A 337-nucleotide genomic window follows, 5' to 3' on the forward strand; every position below is an offset into this window, starting at 1 on the left:
GGAACTCAAATACAATGAAAAGTTCAATGAATAACCTAGCAGCAAAAGCAAATGAACAAGCAGCAAGCCTAGAACAAACAGCAGCAGCAGTAGAAGAGATAACATCAATAACAAGAAATAATGCAGATAATGCAAATAAAATGGCAGAACTAAGTACAACAGTAAGAGGCTCAGTAACAAATGGAAGAGAGTTAGCAAGTAAAACAGCAGGGTCAATGGATGAAATAAATGAACAAGTAAGTTCAATAAATGAAGCAATAACAGTAATAGACCAAATAGCATTCCAAACAAATATCTTAAGCTTAAATGCAGCAGTAGAAGCAGCAACAGCAGGAGA

At 35.3% G+C, this 337-nt stretch carries 1 protein-coding gene; it reads left to right on the forward strand.

Annotated elements, in window-relative coordinates; translation table 11 throughout:
- Positions 1 to 337, forward strand: a 337-nt coding sequence (locus CP960_RS12965) for a methyl-accepting chemotaxis protein (RefSeq protein WP_228152083.1), incomplete at both ends; no start/stop codon positions are given.

Source organism: Malaciobacter halophilus (assembly GCF_002837275.1).
Lineage (GTDB): Bacteria > Campylobacterota > Campylobacteria > Campylobacterales > Arcobacteraceae > Malaciobacter > Malaciobacter halophilus.